We start from the raw sequence: 24549 nt of genomic DNA, 5'->3' as shown, positions 1-24549 counted from the left end.
ATCCCAACGCTATGACGCTCCGGCGCAAGGCTTACGACGCGGGAGGCCTCTCGAAATGCAAGATCGCCCCCCAGCCGTCCACAGCGCTGACGTCGACCGCCCCGACGTCGACCGCGCTGCCATCGCCGCACCACGTGCTGCGGGCGAACGCTCGCGCCCGTGGTTCCAGTTCGCCTGCCTGCTCGGTTTCGCCGCACTGATACGCTGTCCCGCGTTCGGTGAATGGAACTACGCCATCGACGACCAGTATTTCGCGTTGGTGGGCAAGCGACTGCTGGCGGGAGACCGGCTCTACGTCGACATCTGGGATCGCAAGACCCCGCTGCTCTATCTCGTCTACGCGGCGGCGGCGACGCTCGGCAACCAGACGCTCGCCTACCAGGCGTTCGCCACCGTCTGCGCAGCGCTGGGCGGATACGCGACCGCGCGCCTGGCGCGCCTTTTCGCGCCGCCCGGAGCGGCACTCATGGCCGGGCTCGCCTACGTCACGCTCCTGAGCCGGTTCGGGGGCGACAATGGCGAGGCGGCGGTGTTCTACAACCCCCTGATGGCCGCCGGTGCCCTGGCGGTCGTCACCTCGCTCGAGCGCCTGCGCCAAGGCTTCGTCCCGTGGCGCGTGACCGGCGGCATGCTGGCGGCGGGCACGGCTGTCGCGTTCAAGCAGTCCGCCGCGTTCGAGGCCTGCTTCCTCGGGGCTGCCAGTGCATGGATGGTGCTGGCCAGCCGGAGGCCCGACGGGCAGACCTTGGCCCGGGTCGCGGGGCTTGCCCTGGCCGGTGCGACGCCGCTCCTCGCCATCGCGGCCTGGTACTGGCGCAGCGGGCACTTCGCCGAGCTGCGGCAGGCTGTGGTCGAGTCCAACCTCCTGCGCATCTATCCGCCGCCTGGTGAGCGTTTGAGGCGCATCGCCGCCTTGGTGGGGATGATCGGACTTCCCCTGGTGCTCGCGATGCTGGGCCGGCGACGAGGGGCGACCGATGCAAGGCCATGGGCCTTCGTCGCGCTCTGGGGCGGCGTGGCGCTGGCCGCGGTGCTGGCCTATCCCAACCTCTATCTCCATTACGCGCTTCCGCTCGCCTGCCCGCTGGCCGCGCTGTGCGCGCCGTTCTTCGCGCGGCCCGACATCGGCAGGCTGGGCTTCGCCGCGATGCTGGCGGTCAACCTGTGGCTATGCGACACCTTGGCGCTTGCGGACCGGCTGAAGGCCCGGCCCGCGGCCGAGGCGCTGGTCTCCTATGTGGCGCAGGAAACCCCGAGCCGGAAGCTCCTCGTCTTCGGCATGCCGAGCTACCTCTATGCGCTGCTCGATGCCAAGCCGCCGTCCGTGCTGGCCTTCCCGCCGCATCTCTTCGACGGCGCAGAGGCCGGCGCCACCGGGCACGACGAGGTGAAGGCGATGCAGCGCATCCTGGCGAGCCGCCCGTCCACCGTCGTGCTCCAGCAGCCGTTGCCGGCCGCTCCGGTCAACCTCGCGACCGTGAGGCAGCTGCACCGCTACGTGCGCTCATGCCGGCGGGCCCGGACGATGCAGGTCTACGACCATGACGGAGCCGTTGCCCTGCGCATCTACAGTCGCTGCGGCTGAGGCGCCTCGCTGCGGTGCCGCAGCAGGATCCACGGCACGTGCGCCGAATCGAAGCGCACGCGCAGCGACCTCTGGAAGTAGGGTGGCATGTGGTCACCGACGATGAGGATGTCGGTGTCGGGGAAGTCGGACCGCATGATCTCGGCCGTGAGCGCGTCCGCCACCTGCTTGTGCAGCTCGTACCCGCGGCAGAGCATCGGGAAGCCTTCGGCGAAAGCCCGAGTACCGATGCGGCAGTCCTGCGTGTGCAGCTCGGCATTGCGGGGTATCGGAAGATGGGCGTTGACCGTCAGCCAGTACACGAACTGCGGGCGTCCGCGCCGCTCGCGCAGCAGGTCGCCGATGATGCGGGGCACGTCGCGATCACAGGCGCCGGCGAAGATCCCCGGGCACGGCCTGGCCCCCCGGTCCGTCAGATCGTCCCGGAAGAGCCGACGCGCGAAGCCGATCTCGGGATACCACTGCCGGCGGCTGAAGATCTCACCTTCGAAGCTGTGAATGGCGAGCGTATCGTATCCCGCGGCGCGATAGTGCTCGGGCAGGCACGGCGCAGCGCGCGAGGGCAGCTGTGGGTAGTTGCCCCAGAAGCCGCAGAGTTCGCGCATTTCGCCGGTGGTCGTCGACCCGAAATAGGGCGTGCTGCCTTGCGTCACTTCGTAGCGAGCGGACCATGCCTGCTTGTCCCAGATGCGGTCGAACAGGGCGCGGTCTTCGGGGGCGGTGGGCAGACCCATCGATTCGACCATCACGACGAGCACGTTACGCCCGCGCTCGATCTCGGGCGCAAGGCGGGTCTGGCGCACGGCCGAAGTGAACGGCGCATCGGCCGGCGCGGCCATCTTGTAGGTTCCCCGCGTTCCGCCGGTGGCAACGGTGTCGAGGTTGATCGCGAGGGCGAGGCCGGTCACCGCCATGAGCACCTGGCGCCAGCCGCGGGGCCGGTCCACCCGCGATCCGTAGCGGACGCTGACCGCCATCGCTACCGCCACCACCAGCCCGGCGACGACATATTCGGGTGACTGCAGAGGGCTCAGTTCCAGCACGTACTGCAAGGACGAGAACGCCCTCTCGACGTCGATGTTGAAGGCGCAGGACACGTAGAACAGGGTGCTGAGCAGGAACACCGCGACCAGCCCGAACGCGCGGACAAGCGGTTGCCCGGAAAGGGAAATCAGCAGGGCCAAAGCCCCGCAGATGACCATCGACCAGGCCATGTCGGGCCCACCGAGGGGGAGCAGGAGGAATGCGCCGATGTTGGGCATGACGATCCACCACAGGACCCAGCGCAGCGGAAATTGGCTGAAAAGCTCGAAGCGGAACATCGGCGACCCCCGTTCGCGTACGGGCCTCCGATCGGGCCGCGCGGACCCTGAGCCGCCTACGTAGGCCCGCGTTAACACCGCGCTAAGGCGGGGTTAGCGTGCTAGGATCGCGAGCGGGCCGCGCCGTGATCCGCCGCCGGGGGCGAGCTCAAGCGTATCACCTCGGCCGCAAACTCGGCCGCAAATTGGGGCCATGCGCCCCCGGAACGGAGGATAGCGGGGGTCGTTCAGGTGGGATACGGACACCGCGGCTAAGCTCGCATGCGCAAAGGAGAGATCCCATGTCGTTCAAGCCCCTCGCCCTCCCCGCCCTGCTCGTCGTCTCCCTGTCCGCATGCCAGGCGCAGACGCCGCCCCCGGAGCCCTCGCCGGGCGCCGCGACGATGGAGCCCAACTGCGGCGCGGACCAGCTCGGCAGCTACGTGGGGCGCCAGGCCAGTGATGAGGTGCTCGCGGCGATCACGGCGGCGCGCAGCGGGCACGCGGTCCGGATCATCAGGCCGGGCACCGTGGTGACGCAGGATTACCGCCCAGACCGGCTCAACGTGACCGTCGACGAAAGCGGCACCATCACGGCGCTGCGCTGCAGCTAGAGCCTTGTCGCGATGACCGGGACCATGCGAGGTCGACAGCCCCGCACCGCGGATCCGATGCCTTGGCCTCGCGAACTCTAGCGCATCAGCCTGAAGCAGGCGCGCAGCTCGTCGACGAAGATCCGCGGCTGCTCCCAGGCGGCGAAGTGGCCGCCGCGGGGGCAGTCGTTCCAATAGACGATGTTGCGCAGGATCTTCTCCGCCCAGGGCCGCGGGGCCTTGGTGATCTCGCGCGGGAAGGTGGAGACACCCGCAGGCAGCGTGACCGGGCCCGCGGTGCCGATCGCGCCGAAGCTCTCCCAGTAGAGGCGCGCTGCCGATGCGCCGTTAGCCGGCAGCCAGTAGAGCATGATGTTGTCGAGGATCGCATCGCGCGAGAGCGCGTCCAGCGGAGAGCCCGCGTTGTCCGTCCAGCTCCCCATCTTCTCGTAGATCCAGGCCGCCAGCGCCACCGGGCTGTCGACCAGCGCGTAGCCGATCGTCTGCGGACGGGTCGACTGGATCTTGGCATAGCCCGAGTCCCAGGCCTGATAGCGCTGCCCGGCCTCGCGCGCCGCTCGTACTGCGGGATCGGCGCTCGCCTTGTCCTCCGCGCTGGGGCGGGCGAGCGGCATGTTGGTGTGGATGCCGGCGAGCCCGGCCGGCGCCCGACCCGCCATCGTGGTCGTGATGATCCCGCCCCAGTCGCCCCCTTGCGCGAACCAGCGTTCGTACCCCAGCCTGCGCATCAATGCGGCCCAGGCCTGGCCGATCCGCTCCACGCCCCAGCCCGTGGCTTGCGGCTTGCCGGAAAAGCCGTAGCCCGGCAGCGAGGGCACGACGAGGTGGAAGGCATCGCGGGCGAGCCCGCCGTGCGCCACCGGGTCCGCCAGCGGCCCGATCACCTCCAGGAACTCGATCACCGAGCCCGGCCAGCCATGCGTCAGGATCAGCGGGACGGCTTCGGCGTGGGGAGAGCGCACATGCAGGAAGTGGATGTCGAGCCCGTCGATCTCGGTCAAGAACTGGCCCAGTGCGTTGAGCCGCGCCTCGCAGGCGCGCCAGTCGTACCCCTCCGCCCAGTAGGAGACGAGATCCTGGATCGCCGAGAGCGGCGTGCCCTGCGACCAGTCCGCCACCGTCTCGCGCTCGGGCCAGCGGGTGCCGGCGAGGCGGCGGCGCAGATCTTCGAGCGCAGTCTCGGGCACGGCGAGATGGAACGGGCGGATGGCGGACATGGCGTGCGACTATGCCGCAGGAATCGGAAAGGCCAAGGCCCGGTGCCAGCCCTTGGCGGCAATCCCGGGCGCTCCTGACCGATGCGCGACGGCGCCGGATCGCGCCGATTGCCCCTTTACATCGCCGGCCGCGATGCCCATAGGCACGGCCATGACTCTTCGTCTCGGCCTTACCCTGCGACTTACCCGCCCTTGGGCGTGAGGTGACGCGTCGGCCTGCGGCGCGCTCGGCGCCCAAGGGACCCTGAAGACAGCGCCTGCAGACACACCATCCGAGCGAGAATACCCATGACCATGCTGAAAGACCCTTCGGTCAAGTATCGCCCCTTTCCCCAGATCGCGCTGGCGGATCGCCAGTGGCCTTCGCGCGTCATCACCAAGGCGCCGCGCTGGCTCTCCACCGACTTGCGCGACGGCAACCAGGCGCTGATCGACCCGATGGGCGCGGAGAAGAAGACGCGCTTCTTCGACCTGCTGGTCAAGGTCGGCCTCAAGGAGATCGAGGTCGGCTTTCCCAGCGCCGGCGCCACCGAGTTCGACTTCATCCGCGGCCTGGTGGACGACGAGCGCATCCCGCAGGACGTGCTGGTCCAGGTGCTGACGCAGTCACGCCAGGACCTGATCGAGCGCTCGTTCGAGAGCCTCGCCGGCGTCCACGCCGCCATCGTCCATCTCTACAACGCCGTTTCGCCGCTGTGGCGCAGCGTGGTGTTCGGCATGGAGCGCCCCGAGATCCGGGCCATCGCCGAAAACGGCGCCAAGGTCCTGCGCGATCAGGCGGCGAAGTACCCGCAGACCCGGTGGCACTTCGAATACAGCCCGGAGACCTTCTCCACCGCCGAGCTCGATTTCTCGATCGAGTGCTGCGAGGCGGTGATGGAGATCCTGCAGCCCACGCCCGAGAACCCGATCATCCTCAACCTGCCGGCGACGGTCGAGGCGGCGACGCCCAACATCTACGCCGACCAGATCGAGTATTTCTGCCGCAACCTGCCGAACCGCGATGCCGCGGTGATCTCGCTCCACACGCACAACGACCGGGGCACCGGGGTGGCGGCGGCGGAACTGGGCCTGATGGCGGGCGCCGACCGCGTGGAGGGCTGCCTGTTCGGCAACGGCGAGCGCACCGGCAACTGCTGCCTGGTGACAGTCGCGCTCAACATGTACACGCAAGGCGTTGATCCGGAGCTGGATTTCTCCGACATCGACGAGGTGATCCAGACCGTCGAGTACTGCAACCAGCTGAAGGTGGCGGAGCGCCACCCCTATGGTGGCGAACTGGTCTTCACCGCCTTCTCCGGCTCGCACCAGGACGCCATCAAGAAGGGGTTTGCGGCGCAGGAGAAGCGCAATGACGAGCTCTGGGCGGTGCCCTACCTGCCCATCGATCCGGCGGATCTCGGCCGTGACTACGAGGCGGTGATCCGCGTCAACTCGCAGTCGGGCAAGGGCGGCTTCGCCTGGGTGATCGAGCAGGACCAGGGCCTGAAGCTGCCCAAGCGGATGCAGGCGCACTTCTCCAAGCACGTGCAGGAGCTGGCCGACGCGCTGGGCCGCGAACTGCAGGCGTCCGACATCTGGGATGTGTTCCGCAAGACCTACCGCCTGGAGGACGGCCAGCGCTTCCAGCTGATCGACTGGGACGAGGCCAAGGGCCCCGACAACACCCGCGTGTTCGCCGGCAAGATCGGCGTGGACGGCAAGGAGCAGTCGGTCTCCGGCCGCGGCAACGGCCTGATCTCGTCCGTCACCGCGACGCTGGCCGAGAGCTTCGGCGTGGCGCTCGAGGTCAAGGACTACGCCGAGCACTCGATGGGCCAGAGCAGCGACGCGCGCGCGGCCGCCTACGTCGAATGCGCCCTGCCCGACGGCCGCACGGTCTGGGGCGTGGGCATCGACGAGGACGTGGCCACCGCCAGCGTCCGCGCCGTGTTGAGCGCCGCCAACGCGGCCTGACGCTTCGCGCGACCACGCATGACAAAGGGCCCCGGCCGGGATCGGCCGGGGCCCTTTTTGACGCTTGGAGCGGCGCCGCTCGTCGATGACAGGCCTGCGGCGCATTCGTCGCTTGCCCCTGCTCCCCGTCACCCCGGCCAGCGCCGGGATGACGCAAGGGGATCGCCCGGGTTCCGCCTCAGCCTTTCTTGGGCAGTTCGATCTCGGCCACGCCCAGGCACATCTTCACGCCCTTCTGGTTCTGCATGAGGTGCTTGACCTGGACGAGGTGGCGGCCCTCCTCGTCCACCATCTTGTCGACCACCTCGGCGGTCTGGATGGTGATGTCGCCCGAGAGCGCGGGACCGCGGTAGTTCGCCGTCGAGTGGACCACCATGCCCCACTCCCCTGCCCAGCCGGCGAGGTAGTCGGTCACCCACGCCCCCATCGAGGCGCCGTAGCCATAGGCACGGGGCATGCCGATCTTGCGCGCGTACTTGGGGAACAGGTGCCCGCGCGAGGGGCCGAAGTAGGCGCCGTCGGTGAGTTCCGGGTTGATCCGCTCCATGTGCGGATCGTTCTCGTGCCCGGCCATCTCCTTGGTGAAGCCGAGCGCCTCGAGGTTCAGTTCGCGGCGGTCGAGCGTGCCCCAGGTGGTGAACAGGAACGAGCGCCACTCGGTGGTGAAGCTGGCGACGGTATGCGGACCGAAGACGCGCTCGGGCAGCTGGTCGCCCACGTTCACGTCGTCCCACCAGCGCTCGCCGTGGCCGAGGTCATGGAGCATCTGCACCCAGGCGAACTTGCGCTCCTCCAGCTTGTCGAGTTCCGCGTCGGTCCACTCCGGCTCCTCGAACTCGGCGGTGTTGACGGTGTCGCCGCCCGCAGCCGCGCGGTAGCGGATGGCGGTGGAGCGCTGCTTGGCGATCAGCTCGCCGTTCTGGTTGCGGTAGAAGTTGTCCCCCCGCTGGAAGCAGGTCGGCCCGAAGCCCGTGTTCTTGACCACGTAGTCGAACGGGATGCGCTCGTTGCTGACGACGTCGCCGCCAAACACGCGCGGGCCGTAGTGCCAGAACTCGTCGCCACCAAAGAGCAGGTGCGAGTTCTCGATCTTGCCGACGCAGGACGGCGCCGTGCCGTGGCCGTCATCCATGACGATCGGGAAACTCTGCGGCGCCACCAGCTTGCCCCAGCGGCTGGCCGCGGCATAGGCCGGGTCGAAGTGGACGAGGTTGGGATAGTGCATCGCTTGGACCCAGCGGCGGATGTCGTTGTTGCCCAGCGGCTCGCGGATGGGCGAGGAATCGATGACCTTGCCCAGGTACTGGTCGATGTCCGAGCAATCGAGCGTGTCTTCTGCAACGTCCGGCATGGCGGGTCCTCTCTGGAAAATGCTTGTTGATCGACAGTGGTGTCTATTTCAGCGGGGGCAGGAGGTCACGCCCCCGCGCGCCGGGCCCGCGCGGAAACGCACCGGCGGTATGGCGGGGCTCTCGACAGCACGGCGGCGGCGCACTATGCGACAGTTTAATCGATCGGTTAAACGGAGACGAGATGCCCCTCCCCGCGCTGTTCCAGTCGCTGCGCCTGCCCGTGATCGCGGCGCCGATGTTCATCGTCTCCAATCCCGAGCTGGTGATCGCGCAAGTGCGCGCCGGCATCGTCGGCAGCTTTCCCGCGCTCAACGCGCGGCCCGCCAGCCAGCTCGACGAATGGCTGCATCGCATCACCCAGGAGACGCAGGATTGCGCCGCTCCCTTCGCGGTGAACCTCATCGTCCACCGCACCAACACGCGGCTCGCCGAGGACCTGGCCATCCTGGAAAAGTGGAAGGTCCCGCTCGTCATCACGTCGCTCGGGGCGAACCCGGAGGTAAACGCGGCGGTCCACGGCTGGGGCGGCATGGTGCTGCACGACGTCATTGACGACACTTTCGCCCGCAAGGCGGTGGAGAAAGGCGCCGATGGCCTGATCGCCGTCGCCGCCGGTGCGGGCGGGCATGCCGGCCCGCAGTCGCCCTTCGCGCTGATGCAGGAGATCCGCGCCTGGTTCGACGGACCGGTGGCGCTGTCGGGCGCGATCGCCTCGGGCCGCTCGATCCTGGCGGCGCAGGCGATGGGCGCCGACTTCGCCTATATCGGCACGCCGTGGATCGCGACGCCCGAGGCCAACGCCGCAGACGGCTACAAGCAGGCGGTGGTCGACGGGCATGCCGCGGACATCGTCAACTCGAACCTGTTCACCGGCGTGCACGGCAATTACCTGCGCCCCTCGATCGTGGCGGCCGGCATGGACCCGGACAAACTCCCCCAGGGGGACAAGAGCCAGATGGACTTCGGCTCGGGCGGCAACACCGCGGCCAAGGCCTGGAAGGACATCTGGGGCGCCGGCCAGGGGATCGGCGCGGTCCATGCGGTGGAGCCGGTCGCCCGCCGGGTGGAGGCGCTGGCGGCGCAGTATCAGTCCGCGCGCGCGGACCTGGCGGCACGCGTCGGCATTGCCTGAATCGGCGGCGGATCGGTGCCGGGCGAGACCGACCATCCCGCCGCCGCGGTCGAGCCCCAGAGCGCTTCGGCCATGTGGTCGAGGTCGGTGAAGTCGATTCCCGCCCCCAGCGGGTCCAGCCGGTTCAGCCTGATCTTCCCCGCGCGGCCGCTGAGGAGATAGCGGCGCAAGGCGCGCTGCAGCAGGTCCATCCGCATCCGCGCCTGCACGGCGGCGCCCTGCGGGTCGCGCGCGTGCGCGAGCGACCAGGCGCTCTCGATCTGTCCCATCCGCTCGGCCACCAGCTGGGAGTAGAGCCGGTGCGGGCCGCGGTGCAGCGGCAGGCCCATGCGCAGCGCCGCCGCTTCGCGGCAGGGCAGCAGCAGCCCGTTCTCGCGGAAGTCCTCGAAGCGGATGCCGGGGTCGCCGATGGTCGCGAACATGCGCGCGAACGCCGCGCGGCGCAGCAGCTGGCGCGGCAGCAGGTGGTGGCGCTGCAGGCCCGGGTCGTAGCCCGGCGCGCCGTTGCGGTTGACGGCGCGGAACGGAAGGCTTCGGCGCAGGACCGTGATCTATCCGGTCGCGGGCGCCGCGCTCAACCCCCGCGCCAGACGAGCACCAGCTGGCCCACCTGCGAGGGTTCGGCCACCAGCGTGTCGGCGCCGGTGCCGATCGTCAGCGGCGCGGTGACCCGCCCTTCGCGCACGAGGCGGTCGATCACCCGGACGGCGAGCTTGGCGGTTTCCGCCGGCGGTTCGTCCGCCCTGCCCTCCAGCTGCATCTCCTGCCCGGTGAAGAATGCCAGGCCGCGGCTGGCCATACTGCCGTCCTGGCCGCGCAGCAGCGCCGTCAGCCCCAGCGCGGGGAAGGCGCCCCCGGCCAGCCAGTTGAGCACCAGGCTGGCGAAGTGGCGCGTCTCCATGACCGTGCGCGCCGGCTTCCACGCCACCGCCGCGACCGGCAGGTTCAGCGCCAGGTTGGCCGCGAGCGCCATCATCGTGCGCAGGATCGGCTGCAGCCCCGCGCCTGCGACGATGTGGCCGGAGGGGACCAGCTCGATCGCCTCACGCCCGGCAAGCGCGGTGGCGGCGTCCAGCCCGAAGGCGAAGTCCGCCGGCGGCAGCTCCGCCGCGGGTGCCGGCGCCAGCCCGCGCACGTCGAAGGTGAGGCCGCTGCTCAGCAGTTCGAGCCACCCCGCCTCCGGCTCCGCCCGGTGGCTCACGCGCGCCAGCAGGCCGGTGGCGCGCGCGGCTTCGATCAGGTCGGCGACCGCGTCCCCGGTGGGCCGCTGCCCGGCGGGGAAGAGGAGCGACAGCCCGGGGGCGGAGGGGCCGCCTTGCGTCATCGATTCGGGCAGGACGGGCACTCCCCTGTGGTTGGCTGCTGCCGCCGAATAGGCACGATCGGCAGGCCGGCGTCGAGTCCGTTAACCACCGGGACGGCGCTAGAAGATGCCCATCGCCAGTCCCTCGCAGAGCGCCGCGCCCAGCTCCCGACAGGCGGCGAGCTCCGGAGCCGGCACGCGCTTGGGGGCAAGGATCGCCTCGGGCGTCTGCGCACCGAGGTTGACGATCAGCGGCTCGGCGACGCGGCGCAGGCGCCAGCCGGTGACGATGCGGTCGATCTGCGCCTGCGCACCTCGCCCGTCGGACCCGGCGGCGATCGCCGTGGCATAAGGCCGCCCCTCGATCCGGCCGAGCAGCGGATAGTAGCAGCGGTCGAGCATCTCCTTCATCAGGCCGCTGGCCGCGCCGAGGTTCTCCGGGCAGACGAAGAGGTAGCCGCCGGCCGCCTCCAGATCCGCGGGCGCGGCATCGGCGGCGGCGAGCATCCGCGCTCCGCCCGAGCCGCCCTCGGCGACGGCCCCCTCCAGGATCGCTTCCGCCATGGCGCGCGCCGCGCCGGTCCGACTGTGCCAGAGTATCGCCAGCAAGAATCAGCAGCCCTTCTTTGCGCCTCCCAGCATACCGCCCGCCACCGCGCCGCCAAGCCCGCCGAGCATGCCGCCCAGGCTCGGCTTCCTCGGCTTGCACGCCGCCTTGCGGTCCTGCTCGCGCGCGTCCGCCGCATCCGCGACGCCCGCCTCCTCGGCCCCAGCGTCCTCGGCCCCGGCGTCCTCGGCACCACGCATCGCCGCGCCCAGGTCCATGCCCTGCGCCTGCATCCAGCTGGTGGTCGAGCGATGGCGGATGCGCGCCGTCCACTCGGGCTTCCACGCGATCTTGGGATCGGCGGGGCGCGGCGGGTAGGCGAAGCTCTCCTGCGGCCCGAACGCCGTCAGCGTGCCCACGCGGAAGTCGGGCGAGGCGGCCACCACCTCGGCCGGGATCACGCAGCTCGTCGCCGCGGGCGCCAGCAGGGTGCCGCTGCGCACCAGCGAGGCGGCCTGGTCGGGCGCAATCCAGTCCATCAGCCCGCCGCCGAACTGACGGTCGGCGCTGCTCGTCCACATCACCATGTCGCCCATCGTGCCTCCCGGCCCCTGCTTGCCGCCGGTCAGGAAGGCCAGCCAGGCGGTCGCCCCCGCAACGCCCGTCCAGCTCAGGCGCGACGCCCCGCTCGGCAGCTTCGCGGTGTGCGCGGTCACCGGTGCCATGAAGTCCTTGGACAGGGTGAAGTCCATCTCGGGGGCATAAGTGCTGACCACGCGGTGCGCCCCCAGCAGCGAGCTGTCGGGCTTGACGAACTTGCGGTCCTCCGCCGGCCACCGGGCGAAGCTGCGGGCGTTCTCCGGCGTCGGCCCCCAGTCGCGCACCACCGCCGCGCCCGGCATCCCGGCCGGCATCTGCCCGGCAGCGACCTTGGCGAAGTCGATCACCACCGGCTGCCCCTGAGGCGCATGCTCGCCGCAACCCCAGAAGATCAGCAGGCGGTCCCGCGGCTTCTCCGGCAGCAGCTCGGGCACGGTCTCCTGCGCGCGCGGGGGAGCCACCAGCGCCACCGACCTGCCGAGCTTCGCGCCGGCCGGAACGAAGTGGTCGGCACTGGCCTTGCCTCCGGCCGGCGCCTGCGCCGAGCCGAGGCGCAAGTAGAGCTCGTGCTGCACGCTGCTGGCGCCGCCGCCCATCATCATGCCCATTGCCGCACCCATGCCGCCAGTCCCGCCCGTTCCCATGCCGGCCAGGCCCGAGACGGTGCCCGCGCGCATGTCGTAACGCGCGGTCGGGGCCGCCTCGCCGGCGGCGATGACAGCGACGGGAACCAGTACAAGCGGCGCCATCGTCCACGCCATACGGATCTTCCCCCAGGTCATTACATATTCTCCTTCACCTTTTCTTTCGCCTTACTTCGGCAGATCGGGCGCCCCTAACGACAAATGCCGTCACCAAATGCGGGGATCGACGAAGGCGCGACTCTTCCCGTCGAGCGGCGGGTCGGCTAACGGATCGACATGGAATCACGATCCGCTTCCGTCTTCGGGATCGACAGCTCGCTCAGCGGCAAGGCCTGGCGCTGGCGCGGCGGCAACATGGACCTGAGCGAAGGCCCCGCCGGGCTCGAGGACGACATCGTCACCCAGATCCTGCTCTCCCGCGGCGTCGCGCGCGAGGATCTGGAGCGCCATCGCAACCCGTCGCTGCGCGCGTTCCTGCCCGACCCCTCGCACTTCCGCGACATGGACGCGGCCGCCGAACGCCTGGCGCAGGCGGTCATGACCGACGAGACGGTCACCGTCTACGGCGACTACGACGTCGACGGGGCGACCAGCGCGGCGCTGCTGATCCTGCTGCTGCGCAAGCTGGGGCACGAGGCGCGCTACTACATCCCCGACCGCCTGCTGGAAGGCTACGGCCCCAGCGGCGAGGCGCTGGTGCGCCTCGCCGGCGAAGGCTCCAGCCTGATCGTCACGGTGGACTGCGGCGCGATGGCGCACGAGGCGCTGGAGATGGCGCACGAAGCGGGCGTGGACATCATCGTGGTCGACCACCACAAGTGCTCGCCCGAACTGCCCCGCGCCGCGGCGCTGGTCAATCCCAACCGGCTCGACGAAGGCCAGCTTGCCGCCTCCCACGGCCACCTGGCGGCCGTGGGCGTCGCGTTCCTGCTGGCGGTGGCGACGGTGCGCACGCTGCGCGCGCGCGGCTACTTCGAGACGCGGCGCGAGCCGGACCTGTTCGCGCTGCTCGACCTGGTGGCGCTGGGCACGGTGGCCGACGTCGCCGCGCTGCACGGCCTCAACCGTGCCTTCGTGGCCCAGGGGCTCAAGGTCATGGCCCGGCGCGACAACATCGGCATGTCGGCGCTGATCGACGCCAGCCGGCTGGGCCGGGCTCCCACCTGCAGCGACCTGGGTTTCGCGCTGGGCCCGCGCATCAACGCGGGCGGCCGCGTGGGCGAGGCGACGCTGGGCGTGCGGCTGCTGACCACCACCGACCCCGAAGAGGCGCGCGAGATCGCCGCGCAGCTGTCCCGCCTCAACGACGAGCGCCGCGCCATCGAGCAGGCGGTGCAGGAGATGGCCGAGCTGCAGATCGAACGGCAGCACAACCGCGCGGTCATGGTGCTCGCCGGCGAGGGCTGGCACCCCGGCGTGATCGGCATCGTCGCCGGCCGCATCAAGGAGAAGACCGGCAAGCCGGCCCTGGTCATCGCGCTGGGCGCGGACGAGGCGGGCAACGGCAAGGGATCGGGGCGCTCGATCCCCGGGGTCGACCTCGGCGCCGCGATCATCGCCGCGCGCGAGGCGGGCCTGCTCGTCGCCGGCGGCGGTCACGCCATGGCCGCGGGCCTGACCGTCGCGCCGGGCAAGCTGGACGCCCTGTCCGAGTGGCTCGACGAGCGCCTGGGCGCCGACGTGGTGCGGGCCAGCGCCAGCCAGGCCGTGCTTCTCGACCTGGCGCTATCCCCCCGCGGCCTGTCGCCGACTCTGGTGGACACGCTCGAGAGCGCCGGCCCCTTCGGCATGGGCTGGCCGGGGCCGCGCGTGGCGGTGGGACCGGTGCGCATCGTCAAGGCGGACGTCGTGGGGGCGAACCACCTCCGGCTGATCGTCAGCGGGCCGGATGGCGGGCGGTTCAAGGCGATGGCCTTCCGCGCGGCGGAAACGGACATGGGCCAGACCCTCCTCCACGCGCGCGAGGGGCGGCGGCTCTGGCTCGCGGGGCGGGCCCGGATCGACGACTGGGGCAGCACCCCGCAGGCCGAGCTCCACCTCGACGACGCCGCTTTCTGCGATTGAATCCGGGAGTTCAAAATTATTGGAACGCAGGGGTTGACCCCCCATCAACCCGCAGCTAGAGGGCCGGTCCTGCCTCCGGCGCAACCCGGTACGGCCCCTTCGTCTAGCGGTCTAGGACGCGGCCCTTTCACGGCTGAAACACGGGTTCGAGTCCCGTAGGGGTCACCATCGGCGCTTGGGTCGAGGCAGGAGAAAATGGCTTAACGGCCCCTTCGTCTAGCGGTCTAGGACGACGCCCTCTCACGGCGTAAACACGGGTTCGAGTCCCGTAGGGGTCACCATTTCCAAGCGGCCAAGCCGCTTCGCCTGCGCGCTGCGCAGCCGCCCTCCTCGCTTTTGCCCGCGCTTCGAAGAAGACGCCAGCTGTAGACGCGCATACGCACACGGCCGCTGCCGATCGTACGGTGTGTCGCCGGCCACGATCGGGCGGCTTGACGCGCCTCCCTGCGGGTTCCAGAGGCCTGGCTCCATTCCGGTCGCGGTGTCGGCTCGCAAAGGCGACCGTCGCCTCGCCGGCCTGCAGAAGGCCCGCAGACTTAGACATGAGCCACACCGTCACGCTCCCCCAGGGCATCACGTTCGCCAACGACGCGCCTTTCGTGCTCATCGGCGGGATGAACGTGATCGAGAGCACGCAGACCATGCTGGAGGTGGCCGAGCAGTTCGCGCGCGTCACCGCCAGGCTCGGCATCCCGTGGGTGTTCAAGGCGAGCTTCGACAAGGCCAACCGCTCCTCCATCGCCGCGTTCCGCGGCCCGGGCCTGGACGCCGGGCTGCGCGCGCTGGCGGAGGTCAAGGCGCGGTTCGGCGTGCCCGTGCTGACCGACGTCCACGAACCCATTCAGGCCGCGCCGGTGGCCGAAGTGGCCGACATCGTCCAGATTCCGGCCTTCCTGGCGCGCCAGACCGACCTGGTGGTGGCGGTGGCCCGCACCGGGCGCGTCATCAACGTGAAGAAGCCGCAGTTCCTCGCCCCGCACGAGATGCGCCACATCATCCGCAAGTGCCAGGAGGCGGGCAACGACCAGGTGCTGCTGTGCGAGCGCGGCACCGCGTTCGGCTACAACAACCTCGTCGTCGACATGCTGGGCATGGACGAGATGAAGGCGATGGCGCCCGTCGTCTTCGATGCCACCCATGCGCTGCAGCGACCGGGCGGTCGCAGCGACAGCGCCGACGGCCGCCGCGCCCAGGCGGCGGCGCTCGCGCGCTCGGGCATGGCGCTGGGGATCGCGGGACTCTTCCTGGAAGCGCACCCGGACCCGGAGAACGCCCTGTGCGACGGTCCCTGCGCGCTGCCCCTCGACCGGCTCGAGGCCTATTGCGAGCAGGTCCAGGCGATCGACGCGCTGGTCAAGCGGTTCCCGCCCCTGCACACCGCCTGAGCCCCTCTGCGCCCGCGAGCACTGCGCCGGTCAGGCGATGCCGCGCTCGCGCGAGCGCGGCTGCGGTCAGGCGATGCCGCGCTCGCGCAGGATGCGCTCGATGACGGGGGCATCGCCGGGATTGTTCAGTTCGATCGGGTCCCATTCGAGCGCATCGAGCGTGAGCACCGAGACGGGCAGGCCCAGGTGCAGGAAGCGCAGCTGCTCCAGCCCCTCCAGCTGCTCCAGCGCGCAGGCGCCCGCGGCCGTGTAGGCTGCCAGCGCCGCCGGTCGATAGGCGTAGAGGCCGAGGTGCAGATGGACCGGCGGCCGGTCCTGCGCCGCATCCTCGCCGCTCAGGTGCGGGATGACGCGCTTGGAGAAGTAGAGCGCCCGACCGCGCTGGTCCATCACCACCGTCGTGCCGCCGACCCGGCCCTGGGCCTGGTCTTCCACCAGGTGCCGGTAGACGCTCGCCGAGGCGCGGACGCCGGGGGTGGCCATCACGGCGCCCGCGTCCTCCCCCAGCCGGGCGACCAGCTGCGGGACGATGCCGGCGGGCGAGAGCGGCGCGTCGCCCTGCAGGTTCACGATCACCTCCGCCACCGGGCCCAGCTTCGCCGCCGCTTCGGCGCACCGCTCCGTCCCGTTGGCGCAGGCCGGCGAGGTCATCACGACTTGCCCGCCGAAGCTCTCCACCTCGGCGGCGATCCGCTCGTCGTCGGTCGCGACCCAGACCCCCGCGGCGCCTTCGACCTGCATCGCGCAGTCCCAGCTGCGGCGGATCAGCGCGCGCGCTTCCCCGGTGGCGCCGGACAGCGGGAACAGCGGCTTGCCGGGAAAGCGCGTGGAAGCATAGCGCGCCGGGATCAGGATCGCGAAACTGGGGCTCGTCATGGGTGTGGCTGGCCCGCTCAGGACAGGCCCAGGCGCAGGAAGTCGTGGATGTGGACGATGCCGATCGGCTGCTGCTGGCGCGTGCGCTCCCCCACGACGGTGCAGCTCGGCTCGTCGTCCGCCACCACGAAGGCACAGGTCACGGCCGCATCGTTCAGCATCCGCAGCGCCTCCTGCGCAGCCATGCCGGCGCGCAGGACGCGCGGGCTGCGGGTCATCACCTGGCGCGCGGTCACCTGGCCCAGCACGTCGAAGTGCCGGCGCAGGTCGCCGTCGGTGATGATCCCGATCAGGCCGCCCGTCTCGTCCACCACGCCGGCGATGCCGAAGCCCATCCCGGTCATGGTGGAGATCACCGTGTCCATCCGCAGGTCCGGATCGACCAGCGGCAGCTTGTCGGGCCCGTGCATGATCTCGGACACGGCGGCGAGCCGCAGGCCGATGGCGCCGCCGGGGTGCAGCGACTTGAGCTCCTGCCGTCCGAAGCCGCGCATGTCCATCAGCACCATCGCGATGGCATCGCCCAGGGCGAGCTGCTGCGCGGTGGACGCGGTGGGCGCGACGTTGACCGGGCAGGCCTCCTGCGCCTCCGGCAGGATCAGGCACACGTCGGAGCGGCGATCGACCAGCGAGCCGGCCTGGGAGGTCATCCCCACCACCGGGATGCTGAGCACGCGCGCGTGGTCGAACAGCGCGCGCAGCTCGGGCGTGCTGCCCGAGTTGGACAGCGCCAGGATGGCATCGCCCGGGATCACCATGCCCAGGTCGCCATGCGCCGCCTCGGCCGGGTGTACGTAGATCGCCGGGGACCCGGTGGCGGCCAGCGTGGCTGCGATCTTGCGGGCGATGTGGCCCGACTTCCCGACGCCGGTGACCACGATGCGACCGCGGGTGGCGGCCAGCAGCCGACAGGCGCGGCCGAACGTCTCGTCGAGGGATTGCGCGAGCCGATGGAGCGTCTGCGCCTCGACGTCGATGACTTCACGGCCGCGGAGGATGAGGTGGTCGAAGGAGCCGGGTGCTTGGGGCAGTGCGGAAGATGGCAAGCCTGTTATCCATTCATTGAGCTACGCTGCGGCCCCTCATGCGCTGGGTCGACCTGCAGGCGTACCATAGTTTATTTATTCTTCAATCAGTTGGCGAACCTGACGATCCACCTGGACAACGGCGACAGCCCCTTCCTACGCCCGCGACCGCGCCTGGCATAGAGGCAGTACGTCGGTTCGGCGACGATCCGCTTCCTGCCGGCGCAATCTCGATGGGAAGGGGTACGCGGATGAAACGTCCGCGGCGCTCCTTTCGGATCTTGCCGATGATCGCAAGTGAACATTTTATAATGCCTCGCTTTTTCGCCGGACCGCATCCGCGCTGCCCGCAGGTGGCTGTGGCCGGGCGCCGGGCGCTTCATCGCTCCTCGAGACGATAGACGGAGCCAGACGCCGCCAGCCTTGGAAAATGATCCACTCCGGGCGGGAGCGCCCCGCACGGGCCTGGGATCAAGCGTCCGGACCCGCCGCGGTGCGCCGGCCCACCTTGCGCCAAGGCTGGCCCACCCAGCGCTCCAGGCGGTCGCGCGCACTCCACAGCCAGCCCACGCGGCGCTCGGCCAGACCGGGAAGGCTCAGCGGATCCGCCCCCAGCCACGGGACGAAGGGATTGCGGCGGCTGTAGGACCAGATCTCCACCCGCTCCACCGGCCGCACCGATGCGCCGCGCGCATGAAAGCCCACGGTGTCGGCGACCACCAGAGTGTTGGCGGAAACCGCCAGGTCGAGCGCCGGGGGCAGCGCCATGGCGTCCAGGTCGCCCGCGCCGACCCGCGGCGACCCGCGTGCGGAGAGCCGGTCGATCGCCCTGGGATCGGCCAGGCTGCGCCGATATTCCCAGTCGAGCCGCGCGCCCTCCATCCGGTGCGAGCCGGGGACGAACCGGAACGGCGCCTCGTCCGCGCTGACCGGGTTGAGGAACAGCCACGCCTTCAACGACGAATGGAAGGCATCGGCATGCAGCGCCTCCTGCGGATCGGCCTCGTTCGCCCCATCGTGCGTGACGATGGTCTGGATGTAGTGCAGCGGCTCGATGCGGAAGCCCGCGACATAGTGGAACAGCGCCCGCACGTCGGGCCGCGCCAGCAGCCGCCGCAGCTGCGGGAGGGCGGCAAGCATCGCAGGGTCGACGGCAAGGCGGCGCGTGATCGCGTCTCCCTGCCGCATCTCGCGCGCCGGCCCTTCGTAGGCCAGCAGGGCCTCACGAAGCGCCGGGAACTCGCCGGGCGGGACGATCTCGGGAATCGCGACGTAGCCGTCCCGGTCGAACGCCTCGCGCCAGGCCGCGGGCACGCGGTGCGCCAGCCGCCGCCGCCGCCACCGGGTCATCGCGGCGGCCAGCCGCACGCGTTCGCGGTGAAGCCCGGCGCGGTTCAGCCGCTGCGAGCCGAGCAGCGGATTGTCGAGGAAGCTCTTGGCCGAAGTGCCCAGCTGCGCGATCCAGATCGGCAGCCACACCACGGTCTTGAGCGGCTTGAGGAGATTCATGCGTCACCAGACCTGCTGCGGGAAGACCCTTGCGGGCCATTCCCGCATGCGGCACGTCCGGATCAGAACGGCAGCTTGAAGCCCGGGGGCAGGCCCATGCCCTGCTGCGCCTTGGCGAGTTCCTCGTTCGCCACTGAATCCGCCTTCACGCGCGCATCGTTGTAGGCGGCGGCGATGAGATCCTCCAGGATCGGCTTCTCGCCGGGCTGCATCAGGCTGTCGTCGATCGATACGCCGATCACCCGCCCCTTGGCCGAGCAGCGGATCTTCACCAGGCCGCCGCCCGCAAGCCCCTCGACCTCGAGCTGGTCGAGCTTGTTCTGGGTCTCGCTCATCTGCTTCTGGATGGTCTCGGCCGCCTGCTGGGCAGCCTGGATCATCTCTTCCATGGACTTCATCTCAACGTCTCCAGTTGCGGGAACCGCCGCCGATCACGGCCGGACGGTCATCCTGAATGAGTTCGGCGCCGGGGAAGGCGGCCAAGGTCGCAGCGACGAGCGGCGAGGTGCGCAGCGCCTCGGCATCGGCCGACTTCTTCGTCTCGGCCATCTCGACCAGCGTGGGCGCCCCTTCGCCGGACACCCGCTCCACCTGCCAGTGCTCCCCGGTCGCGGCCTGCAGCCCCCCGCGCACGAGCGCGGATATGTCCTCGCGGAACCCTGGCGGCTGGGCATAGCGCAGGAGCCCCTCGGCGAGCTCGACCACCCGCACCTGCATGCGCATGGTGTTGGCAATCGCCAGCTCGCCGGCGTGCTCCACGTCGTCGACAAGCGCTTCCCAGCGCGGCGCGACCGCAGCAGGGGAGGACGCCGAAGGGTTGCCCGGCGCGGGCGAAGCGCCCGGCTCGCCCGCCTGCGGGGCCGGCGCGCGCGCGGCGATCTCCTCCAGCTTGCGCACCAAGGCGCCGGGATCGGGCATGTCGGCGGCATGCATGACGCGCAGCAGCGCCATCTGCGCCGCGACCAGCGGATCGGGCGCGGACTTCACCTCGTCGTGCCCCTTGAGCAGAAGCTGCCAGAGGCGGTGGATCTGTCCGGGGCGCAGGGCGCCGGCCCAGCCCTCGATCGCCTCGCGCTCCTCGGTCGAGCGGGCGTCGGCCGCATTGCCGCCGACCTGCGCCAGCGCGACACGATGCGCGAGGTCCATCAGCCCGCGCAGCATCGCGATCGGCTCCACCCCCAGCGCGAACTGGTGCGCGACGATGTCGAGCACCTCGCCGCCGCGGCCGCCCAGGATCGCGCCCAGGAGGTTGCGCTGCACGCTCCGGTCGGAAAGGCCGAGCATGTCGCGCACCGTCTCGGCGCGGACCTGCCCCTCGCCGTCGAGGTCGGCATGGGCGATGGCCTGGTCCAGGATCGAGAGCCCGTCGCGGACCGAGCCCTCGGCCGCCGCCGCCACCATGGCGAGCGCCTCGTCCTCCGCCGCGACGCCTTCCAGCCCGCACACGCGCGCGAAGTGCCCGGCTAGCATGGGCGCCGGGATGCGGCGCAGGTCGAAGCGCTGGCAGCGCGACAGGACCGTGACCGGCAGCTTGTCCACCTCGGTCGTCGCGAAAAGGAACTTCACGTGCGCCGGCGGCTCCTCCAGCGTCTTGAGCAAGGCGTTGAACGCGTTGCGCGAGAGCATGTGGACTTCGTCGATGATGTAGATCTTGTAGCGCGCCGACACCGCGGCGTAGCGCACCGCTTCGATGATCTCGCGCACATCGTCGACGCCGGTGTGGCTGGCGGCGTCCATCTCGATCACGTCGATGTGGCGCCCCTCGGCGATCGCGACGCAAGGCTCGCACTGGCCGCAAGGGTCGATGGTCGGACCGCCCTGCCCGTCCGGCCCGATGCAGTTGAGCGCCTTGGCGATCAGCCGCGCCGTCGAGGTCTTGCCCACCCCGCGCACGCCGGTCATCAGGAAGGCGTGCGCGAGCCGGTCGCGGCGGATGGCGTTGGCCAGCGTCTGGACCATAGCCTCCTGGCCGATCAGTTCGGCGAAGGTCTGGGGGCGGTACTTGCGCGCGAGCACGCGATAGGGCTGCCCAGCCGCAGGCGCCTTTTCGGACGCCTTCGCGAGGGCGGCCGGCGCTTCGGCGGGCTGAGGCGCGGGCGCAGGCGCCGGAGTGTCGGAAGCCGGAGTCTCGGGCGCGCCGAACATGGACTGCTGCCCCGCCGCTTCCAGCGCCGCGGCATCGGGCGCGGCCTCTTCGGCGTCCTCCCCGTCGTCCCAGGGCGGCGTGTCGCCGAATATGTCGCGTGAATCGTCCATCGGGGCGCAAACTAAGGACTGGCCGTCCGCTTGTCAGGAGAAAAGCGCGGTACTCCACAGCCTTCGCGCGGCGATGCGCGCGAAGGGCCGAAGTTTCAGCGCTGTGATGCTGAAGGAGCCGGACGACCCACCGCAACCCGTTGTGGCTGCTTCCTTCCGGACCTGACCAGGTTGGCGGACGCAAGCGTCCGTCCGACTCCCGGGCGGGCATATGGCGGGCATTTCAACGGATTGCAAGCGGTCAGGTGAGGAACCGCGACGTGGCCACGCCCCGCCCCGCAAAGGGGGGCGGCAAACGCGGCTCAGCGGAAGTTGTCGGCGTAGGCCTGGATCTTGAGCCGGCGCGGCGGCGTGGGATGCACTTCGGCCTCGATGCCGTAGCGTTCGGCATAGGCCTTGGCATCGTCGCACGTGGGAAAGCGCAGGACGACCTGCTGCTGCATGTCGCCCGAGCCGGCCCAGCCCATCAAGGGGTCCGGCTTCTTCGCCTCGGCCGGCGCGAACTCCAGGATCCACTGGTCGAGCAGCGCCTTGCCGGACTGCATGGCATTCTTCGGGCGTTGATAGATGCGTGCACTCATGGACCGGGGCTTTGCCCCCGAATCGACCTCGAAGGCAAGCCGGAATCAGCGGTTGCGGCTGGCTTCGAAGGCGTTGCGGGTCTTGAGGCTGGGGTCCTCGGTCCAGGGCTCGTCCGGCCAGCGATGCCGCGGGTAGCGGCCTTTCATGTCGCGCTGCACGTCGCGCCAGGAGCCGCGCCAGAACCCGGGCAGGTCGCGCGTGGTCTGGAGCGGCCGCCCGGCCGGGGAGGTGAGCTTGAGCAGCAGCGGCTGCGCGGGCTGGCCATAGGTCGGGTGCCGGTCCAGCCCGAACAGCGCCTGCACCCGCACCTCCACCGAGGGACCGCCCTCGTCCTCGTAGTCGATCGCGTGGGTCGTGCCTGCCGGGCTGCGGAACTCGGCCGGCGCCAGGCGCTCGAGAGACTGCTGGTCGTCCCAGTCGAGCCGGTTGCGCAAGGCCTGCGCCAGCGCCGCGCCGTCGAGGTCGTCGAGCCGGCGACCCAGCAGCGGTGCCAGCCACTCCTCCAGGTCGTCGAGCAGCGCCTGGTCGGACAGCGCGGCGATCCCGGCATGGCGCGCCCGCTTCAGCAGCGCCTGCGCGCCCTTGCCGAACGGCAGGATGCCCAGCCCCTTCGCGCGCACCCGCTCGAGCAGGAAGGCGCGGATCGCCTCGGCATCGGGCGCCGGGTCTGGCCCGCTCGCCAGCGTGATCGCGCCCAGCCTCCGCTCGAGCCGGGCCTCGACCCGGCCCTCGCCCTCGTTCCAGCGCAGGACGGTGCGGCGCTCCACCGCATCGCCCAGCCACGCCTCGACCTCGGCCGGCTCCAGCACCGCGCCGGACAGGATGCGCGCGCCGCGGGCCTGGCCCTGCGCATCGCCGATCACCATCCACTCGCGCGCGGCCAGCGGCGAGGCGGGATCGAGCATATAGCCCCGGCCTCCTGCGCTCAGCCAGGTCTCGCCCGAGGGATCGCGGCGGCGCGCGACCATGTCGGGCCGGCCGAACGCGAGCAGCACTCCGACGGGGACCGCTTCCGCGCCCGCCGCGCCGCCTTCCGCGCCCGCCGCGCCGCTGTCCGCAAGAGGGGCGAGCGCCTGCGCGCGGCGCGCCCAGCCGGCGGCGAGGCGGCGCGAGGCCTGGGCCCGGGGCGAGCGGTCGGCGTCCCACCGCGCGAGGCGCTGCGCCAGATCCTCGCTGCGCCCGCCAAGGCCGCGCTCCTGCAGCAGCAGCGCCAGCCGCGCGGCGGTCTCGCCGCCCCCCAGCGCGGCGGCGCGCAGGATCATCGCCGCCTGCGCCGGGTCCATCGGCAGGCTCGCGACCTGCCGGCCGAACCGGGTGATGCGGTGCTCCGCGTCGAGCGCACCCAGCGCGCGCAGTTCCGCCCGTGCCGCCGCCAGCGCGGCCGGGGGCGGCGGGTCGAGCCAGGCCATCCCCGCCGGCTCGGCCGCGCCCCATTGGGCCAGCGCCAGCGTCAGCGGGGCCAGGTCGCTCGTCAGCATCTCGGGCGGGTCGAAGGCAGGACGGCCGGCGTGGGCGGCCTGCTCCCACAGGCGATAGGCGACGCCCGGCCCCTGGCGGGCGGCGCGGCCGGCGCGCTGCGCGGCGGAGGCCTGGCTGGCGCGGTGGGTGACGAGCCGGGTGACGCCGGCCGACTTGTCGAACTCGGCGCGACGCGACAGGCCGGCGTCCACCACCACCGAGACGCCGTCCAGCGTCAGCGAGGTCTCGGCGATCGCGGTGGCGAGGACGATCCGCCGCCGCCCCGCGGGATCGCGGCGGATGGCGGCGCGCTGGTCCGCCGGGTCGCACTGGCCGTGCAGCGGCAGGACGAGCGCCGCGGGTAGCTTCTGCGCCAGCCCCTCGGCGACGCGCTCGATCTCCCTCACCCCGGGCAGGAAGGCCAGCACGTCGCCGTCCTGCTCGCGCCAGGCGGTGAGCACGGCCGAAACCATCGCGTCCTCCACCCGGCGATCCGCCGCGTGGCCCAGCCAGCGCAGGTCCAGCGGCCAGGCCTTGCCCGCGCTCTCGATCACCGCAGTGCCCTCCCCCAGCAGGCGGGCGAAGCGCGTGCCGTCGATCGTCGCGGACATCACCAGCACGCGCAGATCCTCGCGCAGGACCGCCCGGCTCTCCAGCGCCAGCGCCAGGCCGAGGTCGCTGTCGAGGTGCCGCTCGTGCGCCTCGTCGAACAGCACGGCCGACACGCCGGCCAGCTCGGGATCGTCGAGGATGGTGGAGACGAAGATCGCCTCCGTCATGACCAGCACCCGGGTGCGCGCGGATCGCCGCACGTCGAGGCGGGTGACGTAACCGATGGTCCCGCCTGCCTCCTCGCCCAGTTCCTCGGCCATCCGCTCCGCCGCCGCGCGCGCCGCGACTCGCCGCGGCGAAAGAAGCACGACCATTCCGGAGCACCAGTCCTCGCCGATCAGGGCGGGTGCGACGGCGGTGGTCTTGCCCGCACCCGGCGGGGCGACGAGGACGGCGCCGGTGCTGCGGCGAAGCGCGGCGAGAAGGTCCGGAAGGACGGCATGGATGGGAAGCGAACTCACGCGCGCAGCCTTAATGCGCCTGTGCGATGGCGCAAAGCACCGGAGCGGCGGTTCTTTGCCGAAGTTTACC

Annotated in this window: 20 protein-coding genes, 2 tRNA genes and 1 other RNA gene; 8 read left to right on the top strand and 15 right to left on the bottom strand. The window is 71.0% G+C overall.

Annotated features, from left to right (window positions below):
• Positions 1 to 55: 55 nt before the first annotated feature.
• Positions 56 to 1585 carry a glycosyltransferase family protein gene (locus tag ACFFJC_RS05870; protein ID WP_379486564.1) on the top strand — a complete coding sequence of 510 codons (1530 nt, stop codon included), beginning with the start codon at positions 56 to 58 and terminating at the stop codon, positions 1583 to 1585.
• Here the strand turns inward: ACFFJC_RS05870 and ACFFJC_RS05865 are convergent.
• Positions 1567 to 2907, bottom strand: coding sequence for a sulfatase-like hydrolase/transferase (locus ACFFJC_RS05865; RefSeq protein ID WP_379486563.1), 1341 nt, complete (start codon positions 2905 to 2907; stop codon positions 1567 to 1569). The two genes, ACFFJC_RS05870 and ACFFJC_RS05865, sit on opposite strands and share 19 nt — an antisense overlap.
• A 281-nt stretch (positions 2908 to 3188) precedes the next feature.
• On the opposite strand from ACFFJC_RS05865, the gene ACFFJC_RS05860 reads away from it, so the two are divergent.
• On the top strand, positions 3189 to 3500 hold the full coding sequence (locus tag ACFFJC_RS05860; RefSeq protein WP_379486562.1) for an I78 family peptidase inhibitor: 312 nt from the start codon (positions 3189 to 3191) through the stop codon (positions 3498 to 3500).
• Between the two features lie 77 nt (positions 3501 to 3577).
• On the opposite strand, the gene ACFFJC_RS05855 is transcribed toward ACFFJC_RS05860, so the two are convergent.
• The gene (locus tag ACFFJC_RS05855; RefSeq protein ID WP_379486561.1) at positions 3578 to 4717 is read right to left on the bottom strand and encodes an epoxide hydrolase family protein; all 1140 of its coding nucleotides are present in this window, start codon (positions 4715 to 4717) and stop codon (positions 3578 to 3580) included.
• A gap of 288 nt (positions 4718 to 5005) precedes the next feature.
• Here ACFFJC_RS05855 and leuA point away from each other — a divergent pair, with 288 nt between their 5' ends.
• Positions 5006 to 6673 carry a 2-isopropylmalate synthase gene (gene leuA, locus ACFFJC_RS05850; protein WP_379486560.1) on the top strand — a complete coding sequence of 556 codons (1668 nt, stop codon included), beginning with the start codon at positions 5006 to 5008 and terminating at the stop codon, positions 6671 to 6673.
• Between the two features lie 178 nt (positions 6674 to 6851).
• Here the strand turns inward: leuA and ACFFJC_RS05845 are convergent, their stop codons facing one another.
• The gene (locus ACFFJC_RS05845; RefSeq protein WP_379486559.1) at positions 6852 to 8024 is read right to left on the bottom strand and encodes an FAS1-like dehydratase domain-containing protein; all 1173 of its coding nucleotides are present in this window, start codon (positions 8022 to 8024) and stop codon (positions 6852 to 6854) included.
• 182 nt (positions 8025 to 8206) lie between these two features.
• On the opposite strand from ACFFJC_RS05845, the gene ACFFJC_RS05840 reads away from it, so the two are divergent.
• Positions 8207 to 9157: an NAD(P)H-dependent flavin oxidoreductase gene (locus tag ACFFJC_RS05840; RefSeq protein WP_379486558.1), complete on the top strand. Its 951-nt coding sequence runs from the start codon at positions 8207 to 8209 to the stop codon at positions 9155 to 9157.
• On the opposite strand, the gene ACFFJC_RS05835 is transcribed toward ACFFJC_RS05840, so the two are convergent.
• The 4 genes from ACFFJC_RS05835 to ACFFJC_RS05820 form a co-directional block, all read right to left on the bottom strand.
• Positions 9112 to 9699 (bottom strand): AHH domain-containing protein, encoded by a 588-nt coding sequence (locus ACFFJC_RS05835; protein ID WP_379486700.1) that lies wholly within the window; start codon positions 9697 to 9699, stop codon positions 9112 to 9114. The two genes, ACFFJC_RS05840 and ACFFJC_RS05835, sit on opposite strands and share 46 nt — an antisense overlap.
• A gap of 32 nt (positions 9700 to 9731) precedes the next feature.
• Positions 9732 to 10502: a hypothetical protein gene (locus ACFFJC_RS05830; RefSeq protein ID WP_379486557.1), complete on the bottom strand. Its 771-nt coding sequence runs from the start codon at positions 10500 to 10502 to the stop codon at positions 9732 to 9734.
• A 78-nt stretch (positions 10503 to 10580) separates the two neighbouring features.
• Positions 10581 to 11024: an NAD(P)H-dependent oxidoreductase gene (locus ACFFJC_RS05825; RefSeq protein WP_379486556.1), complete on the bottom strand. Its 444-nt coding sequence runs from the start codon at positions 11022 to 11024 to the stop codon at positions 10581 to 10583.
• 48 nt (positions 11025 to 11072) lie between these two features.
• Complete coding sequence (locus ACFFJC_RS05820) at positions 11073 to 12389, bottom strand: hypothetical protein (RefSeq protein WP_379486555.1); 1317 nt, start codon at positions 12387 to 12389, stop codon at positions 11073 to 11075.
• Positions 12390 to 12527: 138 nt separating this feature from the next.
• Between ACFFJC_RS05820 and recJ the strand changes: the two genes are divergently transcribed.
• From recJ to kdsA, 4 genes are all read left to right on the top strand, one after another.
• Positions 12528 to 14315 (top strand): single-stranded-DNA-specific exonuclease RecJ, encoded by a 1788-nt coding sequence (recJ, locus tag ACFFJC_RS05815; RefSeq protein ID WP_379486554.1) that lies wholly within the window; start codon positions 12528 to 12530, stop codon positions 14313 to 14315.
• Between the two features lie 92 nt (positions 14316 to 14407).
• Positions 14408 to 14483: transfer RNA gene (locus tag ACFFJC_RS05810), tRNA-Glu, on the top strand.
• A gap of 37 nt (positions 14484 to 14520) precedes the next feature.
• Positions 14521 to 14596 (top strand) — tRNA-Glu (locus ACFFJC_RS05805).
• A gap of 261 nt (positions 14597 to 14857) precedes the next feature.
• Positions 14858 to 15700 (top strand): 3-deoxy-8-phosphooctulonate synthase, encoded by an 843-nt coding sequence (kdsA, locus tag ACFFJC_RS05800; protein ID WP_379486553.1) that lies wholly within the window; start codon positions 14858 to 14860, stop codon positions 15698 to 15700.
• A gap of 66 nt (positions 15701 to 15766) precedes the next feature.
• Here kdsA and ACFFJC_RS05795 read toward each other — a convergent pair whose 3' ends face one another.
• The 8 genes from ACFFJC_RS05795 to hrpB form a co-directional block, all read right to left on the bottom strand.
• Positions 15767 to 16576: a 3-deoxy-manno-octulosonate cytidylyltransferase family protein gene (locus tag ACFFJC_RS05795; protein ID WP_379486552.1), complete on the bottom strand. Its 810-nt coding sequence runs from the start codon at positions 16574 to 16576 to the stop codon at positions 15767 to 15769.
• A gap of 17 nt (positions 16577 to 16593) precedes the next feature.
• A complete protein-coding gene (locus ACFFJC_RS05790; RefSeq protein WP_379486551.1) occupies positions 16594 to 17622 on the bottom strand; it encodes a KpsF/GutQ family sugar-phosphate isomerase in 1029 nt (342 codons plus the stop codon).
• 450 nt (positions 17623 to 18072) lie between these two features.
• Complete coding sequence (locus tag ACFFJC_RS05785) at positions 18073 to 19110, bottom strand: phytanoyl-CoA dioxygenase family protein (RefSeq protein ID WP_379486550.1); 1038 nt, start codon at positions 19108 to 19110, stop codon at positions 18073 to 18075.
• A 62-nt stretch (positions 19111 to 19172) separates the two neighbouring features.
• Positions 19173 to 19508, bottom strand: coding sequence for a YbaB/EbfC family nucleoid-associated protein (locus tag ACFFJC_RS05780; protein WP_379486549.1), 336 nt, complete (start codon positions 19506 to 19508; stop codon positions 19173 to 19175).
• 1 nt (position 19509) lies between these two features.
• Positions 19510 to 21366 carry a DNA polymerase III subunit gamma/tau gene (locus ACFFJC_RS05775; RefSeq protein WP_379486548.1) on the bottom strand — a complete coding sequence of 619 codons (1857 nt, stop codon included), beginning with the start codon at positions 21364 to 21366 and terminating at the stop codon, positions 19510 to 19512.
• A 108-nt stretch (positions 21367 to 21474) separates the two neighbouring features.
• Positions 21475 to 21569, bottom strand: an RNA gene (gene ffs, locus ACFFJC_RS05770) — signal recognition particle sRNA small type.
• A 99-nt stretch (positions 21570 to 21668) separates the two neighbouring features.
• Positions 21669 to 21947, bottom strand: coding sequence for an ETC complex I subunit (locus tag ACFFJC_RS05765; RefSeq protein WP_379486547.1), 279 nt, complete (start codon positions 21945 to 21947; stop codon positions 21669 to 21671).
• A gap of 45 nt (positions 21948 to 21992) precedes the next feature.
• Positions 21993 to 24479: an ATP-dependent helicase HrpB gene (hrpB, locus tag ACFFJC_RS05760; protein ID WP_379486546.1), complete on the bottom strand. Its 2487-nt coding sequence runs from the start codon at positions 24477 to 24479 to the stop codon at positions 21993 to 21995.
• Positions 24480 to 24549 lie beyond the last annotated feature (70 nt).

It is taken from the genome of Novosphingobium soli (assembly GCF_042432915.1).
Classification (GTDB): Bacteria; Pseudomonadota; Alphaproteobacteria; order Sphingomonadales; family Sphingomonadaceae; genus Novosphingobium; species Novosphingobium soli.
Note: the sequence above shows the minus strand (reverse complement) of the source record. Positions and strands in the feature narration are given on the sequence as shown.